The sequence below is a fragment of the Pseudoalteromonas sp. PB2-1 genome (genome assembly GCF_045040605.1).
Classification (GTDB): Bacteria; Pseudomonadota; Gammaproteobacteria; order Enterobacterales; family Alteromonadaceae; genus Pseudoalteromonas; species Pseudoalteromonas arabiensis.
In genome coordinates this window covers 3,313,257-3,320,000 of record NZ_CP090667.1, presented here as the reverse complement: position 1 = coordinate 3,320,000, position 6,744 = coordinate 3,313,257, and the positions used below count along the sequence as shown (strand labels likewise).

Genomic DNA, 6,744 nt, shown 5'->3' with positions numbered 1-6,744 from the left:
GCGTAGTCGATGGGAAACGGGTTAATATTCCCGTACTTGGTATAATTGCGATGGGGGGACGGAGCAGGCTAAACAAGCATGGCGTTGGTTGTCCATGTGAAAGTGAGTAGGTTGAGAGTTTAGGAAAATCCGGACTCTTAAGACTGAGACACGAGACGAGCACCCAAGGGTGTGAAGTTGTTGATGCCATACTTCCAGGAAAAGCCTCTAAGCTTCAGATTATACCGAATCGTACCCCAAACCGACACAGGTGGTCAGGTAGAGAATACTAAGGCGCTTGAGAGAACTCGGGTGAAGGAACTAGGCAAAATCGTACCGTAACTTCGGGAGAAGGTACGCTCCTATCTGTGATGAGACTTGCTCTCTAAGCGGACGGGAGCCGCAGTGACCAGGTGGCTGGGACTGTTTATTAAAAACACAGCACTGTGCAAAATCGCAAGATGACGTATACGGTGTGACACCTGCCCGGTGCCGGAAGGTTAATTGATGGGGTTAGTTTTCGGACGAAGCTCTTGATCGAAGCCCCGGTAAACGGCGGCCGTAACTATAACGGTCCTAAGGTAGCGAAATTCCTTGTCGGGTAAGTTCCGACCTGCACGAATGGTGTAACCATGGCCACGCTGTCTCCACCCGAGACTCAGTGAAATTGAAATCGCAGTGAAGATGCTGTGTACCCGCGGCTAGACGGAAAGACCCCGTGAACCTTTACTACAGCTTGGCACTGAACATTGAACCTACATGTGTAGGATAGGTGGGAGGCTTTGAAGCAGAGACGCTAGTCTTTGTGGAGCCGTCCTTGAAATACCACCCTTGTAGTTTTGATGTTCTAACGTTGGTCCCTGATCGGGATTACGGACAGTGCCTGGTGGGTAGTTTGACTGGGGCGGTCTCCTCCCAAAGAGTAACGGAGGAGCACGAAGGTTGGCTAAGTACGGTCGGACATCGTACGGTTAGTGTAATGGTAGAAGCCAGCTTAACTGCGAGACAGACACGTCGAGCAGGTACGAAAGTAGGTCATAGTGATCCGGTGGTTCTGAATGGAAGGGCCATCGCTCAACGGATAAAAGGTACTCCGGGGATAACAGGCTGATACCGCCCAAGAGTTCATATCGACGGCGGTGTTTGGCACCTCGATGTCGGCTCATCACATCCTGGGGCTGAAGTCGGTCCCAAGGGTATGGCTGTTCGCCATTTAAAGTGGTACGCGAGCTGGGTTTAGAACGTCGTGAGACAGTTCGGTCCCTATCTGCCGTGGGCGTTTGAGAATTGAGAGGGGTTGCTCCTAGTACGAGAGGACCGGAGTGAACGAACCGCTGGTGTTCGGGTTGTCATGCCAATGGCACTGCCCGGTAGCTACGTTCGGAACTGATAAGCGCTGAAAGCATCTAAGCGCGAAGCAGGCCTCGAGATGAGTTCTCACTAGACTTTTAAAGTCTCTGAAGGGCCGTTGAAGACTACAACGTTGATAGGCAGGGTGTGGAAGTGGTGTGAGCCATTAAGCTAACCTGTACTAATTACCCGTGAGGCTTAACCATACAACGCCAAACGCGTTTTGTGGCAGCGTAACAACGCAAAGCAGAAGTTAAGATACTAAAGTAGACATTTACTTACAATCAGCATTCCAGATTTAGTAGTCGCGATTTTATATCGCGCTTACAACAGAATATGCTTGGTGACAATAGCGTTTTGGACCCACCTGACCCCATGCCGAACTCAGTAGTGAAACGAAACAGCGCCGATGATAGTGTGGCATTTGCCATGTGAAAGTAGGACATTGCCAGGCTCCTAATTAGAGAAACCCGATTCGAAAGAGTCGGGTTTTTTGTTGCCTGTAGAAAAATAAAACACCCAACCAAGACCCTACTACTTCTATCCTTGTAGGCATAGTGTGGCATTCGCCATGTGAAAGTAGGACATCCTACTGCGTAGCGCACCATGGCTCCTAATTAGAGAAACCCGTTGCAGCAATGCAACGGGTTTTTTCGTATGTGGTCGCGATTTTACATCGCGCTCTATGAGCGAACAGACAGCCAATGACGCGGGATAAACCCGCAGCTACGCGACAAGGTTACCACAACACGTGTGTCGTCGCGATTTTACATCGTGCTCTATCTGCGAACAGACAATCCATGACGCGGAATAAACCCGCTGCTACGCGGCAAGTTACCCCAACACGTTTGTAGTCGCGATTTTACATCGCGCGCTATCTAGGAATAGACACCCCATGACGCGGAATAAACCCGCAGCTACGCGACAAGGCCGCCCCAACACGTTTGTAGTCGTGTATGATATCTGCGCATATGCTGCATCAGCGCTTCTTTATTTACGAATGGTATTATGGGTGTGAGATGAATCCGCTGCTGTTCGGGATTAGAATACAGGGTTTATCTGTAAAATGGTTGCGCTAATACTAAAGTAAAATCTCTGCTGTATGCCCACATTATTACTGTAAAAACAAAAACGCCAGCATATAGCTGGCGTTTTTATTCAGGAAGTAAGTTTTGTTACTAAGCTTTAGGTCCTGCAGATTTGATTGCTTCAGAAACGTCGTATTTGGCGAAATTTTCTGTGAAGTCAGATGCTAGCTTGTTTGCGTATTCTGCGTACTTCTCTTTATCTTCCCATGTGTTGATTGGGTTAAGAAGTTGGCTATCTACGCCAGGAACTGCAACTGGTACATCTAGGTTAAGTACGTCGATGTGTTGAGTTTCAACATCAGCTAGTTTACCTGATACGATTGCATCAACTACAGCTCGTGTAGTCGGAATATCGAAACGCTTACCTGTGCCGTAAGGGCCACCAGTCCAACCAGTGTTAACTAGGTATACTTTAGCGCCGAATTCACGTACACGCTTCATTAGAAGCTCTGCGTACACGCCTGCAGGGCGTGGGAAGAATGGCGCACCGAAACAGGTTGAGAAAGTTGATTCAATATCGCTTGTTGAGCCGATTTCAGTTGAGCCTACTTTTGCAGTGTAACCGCTTAGGAAGTGGTAAGCTGCCGCTTCTTCAGTAAGTACTGAAACTGGTGGTAATACACCACTTACGTCACATGTTAAAAATACAACTGCCTTAGGCTCACCTGCGCGGTTTTCTACTTTACGTTTTTCAACGTGCTCTAGAGGGTAAGCTGCGCGGCTATTTTGTGTAAGGCTTGTATCATGGAAGTCTGGTACACGGTTACCGTCAAGTACAACGTTTTCTAAGATTGTACCGAAGCGAATTGCATTCCAAATAACTGGTTCATTCTTTTGTGATAGGTCGATGCATTTAGCGTAACAACCACCTTCGATATTAAATACGCTACCAGGTGCCCAGCCGTGCTCGTCATCACCGATTAGGAAACGAGTAGGATCAGCTGATAATGTTGTTTTACCTGTACCAGAAAGACCGAAGAATAGCGCAGTGTCGCCAGCTTCACCTACGTTTGCAGAGCAGTGCATTGGTAATACACCTTTCGCAGGCAGTAGGAAGTTCTGTACAGAGAACATTGATTTTTTCATTTCACCGGCGTAACGCATACCTGCCAGTAGCACTTTACGTTGTGCAAAGTTGATAATTACTGTGCCATCGCTATTTGTGCCATCACGTTCTGGGTCACAAACAAAAGAAGGGACATTCATTACCTGCCACTGAGGTAAATCAGATGCATTATAAGTATCAGGTTCGATAAACATGTTTTTGGCAAAGATGTGATGCCATGCAGTTTCTGTTGTTACAACAACAGGTAAATAGTGCTCAGGATCTGCGCCAACTTCTAGGTGAGAGATGAAGTGGTCATTGCTTTGCACATGCGCTTCTACGCGAGCCCATAAGGCGTCGAATTTGTCAGCATCGAAAGGGCGGTTTACGTTACCCCATTGGATTTCGTTTTCAGTACTTGGTTCTTGAACAATAAAACGGTCTTTTGGTGAACGGCCAGTGCGACGGCCAGTATTTGCAACAAAAGCACCATTAGCGGCTAAAGTCCCTTCGCCACGACGGATTGCGTGTTCGACAAGTTCAGCTGCAGTTAGATCGACAAAACGAGTAGCGTTTGCAGTCATGTTTATACCTAAATTGTGTGAGATTGAACGGGATAGCTCTGGGGTTCTTATTTCCCTTAAGCTGAAATAATAGTAACAGAAGGATTAGGGATATTCGAGAGTGTGAAGGGCTTAAAAACACATATATTTGGCAAAAAACATGAATAATTTCAATGATACCGGTGTCATGAAAGAGCGGTTTTTTATGATACCGGTGTCATGAAATTGATCAAAAAAGCCGTAATAAATACGGCTTTTAATATAATATTATTATTAAGTGCAACTTTAATTAAAAATAGCTTTAATATCCTGCTCGTTAAAGATGTAATCTTTCAAGCAATAATGGCAGCTAATTTTTACTTCACCATTTGCTTTTACGTCTTCAAGTAAAGCATCTTGACCGAGGTTCACTAACGCTGTAATTGTTTTTTCACGGCTGCACCCACAACGAAAAGTAATTTTTTGTGGTTCAAACAACTGTGGGTTATCTTCATGATATAGGCGAGTAAGCACTGTATTTGCATCTAGGTGAAGTAATTCTTCATCCTTAATTGTGTTGCTGAGTGCTTCTAAATGCGTGAAGTCTTCTACAGATTTCTCTTTATTAACCGGTAGTACTTGCAAGAAAAGGCCCGCCGCTTTGGCAGAGTCAGCTGTAACGTCTGTTGCAAACCATAAGCGTGTTTTCAATTGCTCAGATTGTTCAAAGTAACTTTCTAGGCATTTATCTAGGCTATCGTGCTCTAAAGGCACAATGCCTTGGTAACGCTCACCCTTTGTTGGGGTAATCGTAATGACCATATAACCATTTCCGATTAAATCTTTAATGGTGTTCCCTTGCACTTCACCCTGTAAACGCGCAACACCACGCATATTTTGCTTGTCATCACCATTGATAACAGCATATTTTACTGGGCCATCCCCTTGTAATTGAACAGCAATTTCACCTTCAAATTTAAGTGTTGCTGTGAGTAAACAAGTTGCTACAAGTAACTCTCCAAGTAGAGCTTGCACAGGGGCAGGATAATTGTGGTTAGCGATCATCTCTTGATAGGTTTGGTCTATTTGTACGAGTTCACCACGTACATCGAGTTGATCAAATATATAACGATGAAGTAAATCTTGTTGCATGGAGCATTACCTAACTTGATTTCATTTTTAACAGTTCACGTCTTTGCTTTTTATCTGGTTTACGATCAGGGTGTGGAGCAAAGAAGCTGTTGTTCTTACGGGCGATAGCATTTGCTTCGCGTTTCTCAATACTTGCTTGAGTTTCTTGGTATAAGGTTTGTGCAATGGGGGCTCCTTGGCGTTTATCAAGGATTTTTTCAATCGTGACTATCTTTTCGTCGACCCCTTGTAGTAGTTTTACTACTGCACCCACTTCGACTATTTTGCTTGGTTTAGTACGTTGTCCATTATAATGCACTTTACCGCCTTGTACCATGTCTCGTGCTATTGAGCGGGTTTTATAAAAGCGTGCAGCCCATAACCATTTATCTAGGCGTACGCTTAACTCGTCTTGTTTGTCTTGCGATTGTTTAGTGTTAACTTTTGACACAATTACGCTCTTCTAAAGCTACTCAATATATAGGCAAAATTTATCATGAAACTTAATTATAAAGAAACAGTCAAAGCCTTGCTTTGAACTCCTACTCGTTAGAATCACTCTGTTTACAAAGTTTAATATATGTGCGCTTGTTGAATGAAAAATGAAAAGGTACTATAAGCCAGCTATTAGGCAGTAAATTAAAATAAGAATTAAAGTTTATGGATCAACACTTACAACAAGTTAGACAATTTTTGAATGGCCTACCACATGCCAAATTGAGTGCATTTGTAGTGCTGTTAGTTGTTGTTTATATAGCATTTTTGTCATCTAAGTTGTTTTGGTTGTTATGGCCTGAGCCTAGTTCAAAAGTATTGCCCACAAATCGAGTAAGTTTGAATGCGGTTCGCACAGATACTGTAAATTCTCAACAAATTATTGATCAACATTTATTCGGGAAAGTAATTGTTGACTCAAAAAAACCTACCGCAAAGCAAACACACGTTATTAATAATGCGCCAGAAACACGGTTAAGTATTAATCTAACCGGCATTGTTGCTGTAAGCCAAGATGACCAAGCTGGTTTAGCAATTATTGAGTCTCAGGGAAGACAAGAAACGTATGTGGTCGATGATGCTATTCAAGGCACACGAGCTAAATTAGCTCAAGTCTTGCCTGATCGGGTTATTTTAGATGTGAGTGGTCGTTTTGAAACATTGATGTTGGATGGTCTTGATTTCACAAAGACAGTCTCTATGCCTGTGTTGGCCGCAAAGACAGAGCCTGAATTACAAGAAGGCCCTCAGCCTTTTGATACTGAAAGAGAAATAAATCCAACGGCAGATGAAGACGTTAAAGAAGCGATTATTGAAACGCGCGAAGAAATATTAAACGATCCTGGCAAACTATTCGACTATATTCGTGTATCGCAAGCGATGGTTGATGGTGAGCTTGTGGGTTATCGCTTAAGCCCTGGTAAAGATCCAGAGCTATTTAAGCAAATGGGATTAATGAATAATGATTTAGCTGTTGTAATAAATGGCTATCAATTAAATGATTTAAAACAGGCGATGACGGCTATAAACGAATTACGTAATAGTACTGACGCAAGTATCACTATCGAGCGGGATGGTGAGCAAATTGATGTGCAATTTAGCCTGCAATAACTAG

At 43.8% G+C, this 6,744-nt stretch carries 4 protein-coding genes and 2 rRNA genes (1 of these 6 cut by a window edge); 3 read left to right on the top strand and 3 right to left on the bottom strand.

The features are described from left to right. Window positions 1-1,535: ribosomal RNA gene (locus tag L0Z67_RS15485) — 23S ribosomal RNA — on the top strand (it extends 1,350 nt beyond the left edge of the window). Between the two features lie 133 nt (window positions 1,536-1,668). Next, window positions 1,669-1,783: ribosomal RNA gene (rrf, locus tag L0Z67_RS15480) — 5S ribosomal RNA — on the top strand. Window positions 1,784-2,507: 724 nt separating this feature from the next. Here rrf and L0Z67_RS15475 read toward each other — a convergent pair. From L0Z67_RS15475 to hslR, 3 genes are all read right to left on the bottom strand, one after another. After that, window positions 2,508-4,046, bottom strand: a complete 1,539-nt coding sequence (locus L0Z67_RS15475; RefSeq protein ID WP_405128217.1) for a phosphoenolpyruvate carboxykinase — start codon at window positions 4,044-4,046, stop codon at window positions 2,508-2,510. Window positions 4,047-4,310: 264 nt separating this feature from the next. Then, entirely contained in the window at window positions 4,311-5,156 is an 846-nt protein-coding gene (hslO, locus tag L0Z67_RS15470) for an Hsp33 family molecular chaperone HslO (protein ID WP_062567034.1), read from the bottom strand. Between the two features lie 10 nt (window positions 5,157-5,166). Next, on the bottom strand, window positions 5,167-5,589 hold the full coding sequence (gene hslR / locus L0Z67_RS15465) for a ribosome-associated heat shock protein Hsp15 (RefSeq protein ID WP_371353126.1): 423 nt from the start codon (window positions 5,587-5,589) through the stop codon (window positions 5,167-5,169). Window positions 5,590-5,795: 206 nt separating this feature from the next. On the opposite strand from hslR, the gene gspC reads away from it, so the two are divergent. Further along, window positions 5,796-6,740 (top strand): type II secretion system protein GspC, encoded by a 945-nt coding sequence (gspC, locus tag L0Z67_RS15460; RefSeq protein ID WP_405128216.1) that lies wholly within the window; start codon window positions 5,796-5,798, stop codon window positions 6,738-6,740. Window positions 6,741-6,744: the final 4 nt, after the last annotated feature.

What these genes read in the sequence shown, in the direction of transcription:
- L0Z67_RS15475 (WP_405128217.1), bottom strand. Translation starts at nt 4,046, where the DNA reads ATGACTGCAAACGCTACTCGTTTTGTCGATCTAACTGCAGCTGAACTT.
- hslO (WP_062567034.1), bottom strand. Translation starts at nt 5,156, where the DNA reads ATGCAACAAGATTTACTTCATCGTTATATATTTGATCAACTCGATGTA.
- gspC (WP_405128216.1), top strand. Translation starts at nt 5,796, where the DNA reads ATGGATCAACACTTACAACAAGTTAGACAATTTTTGAATGGCCTACCA.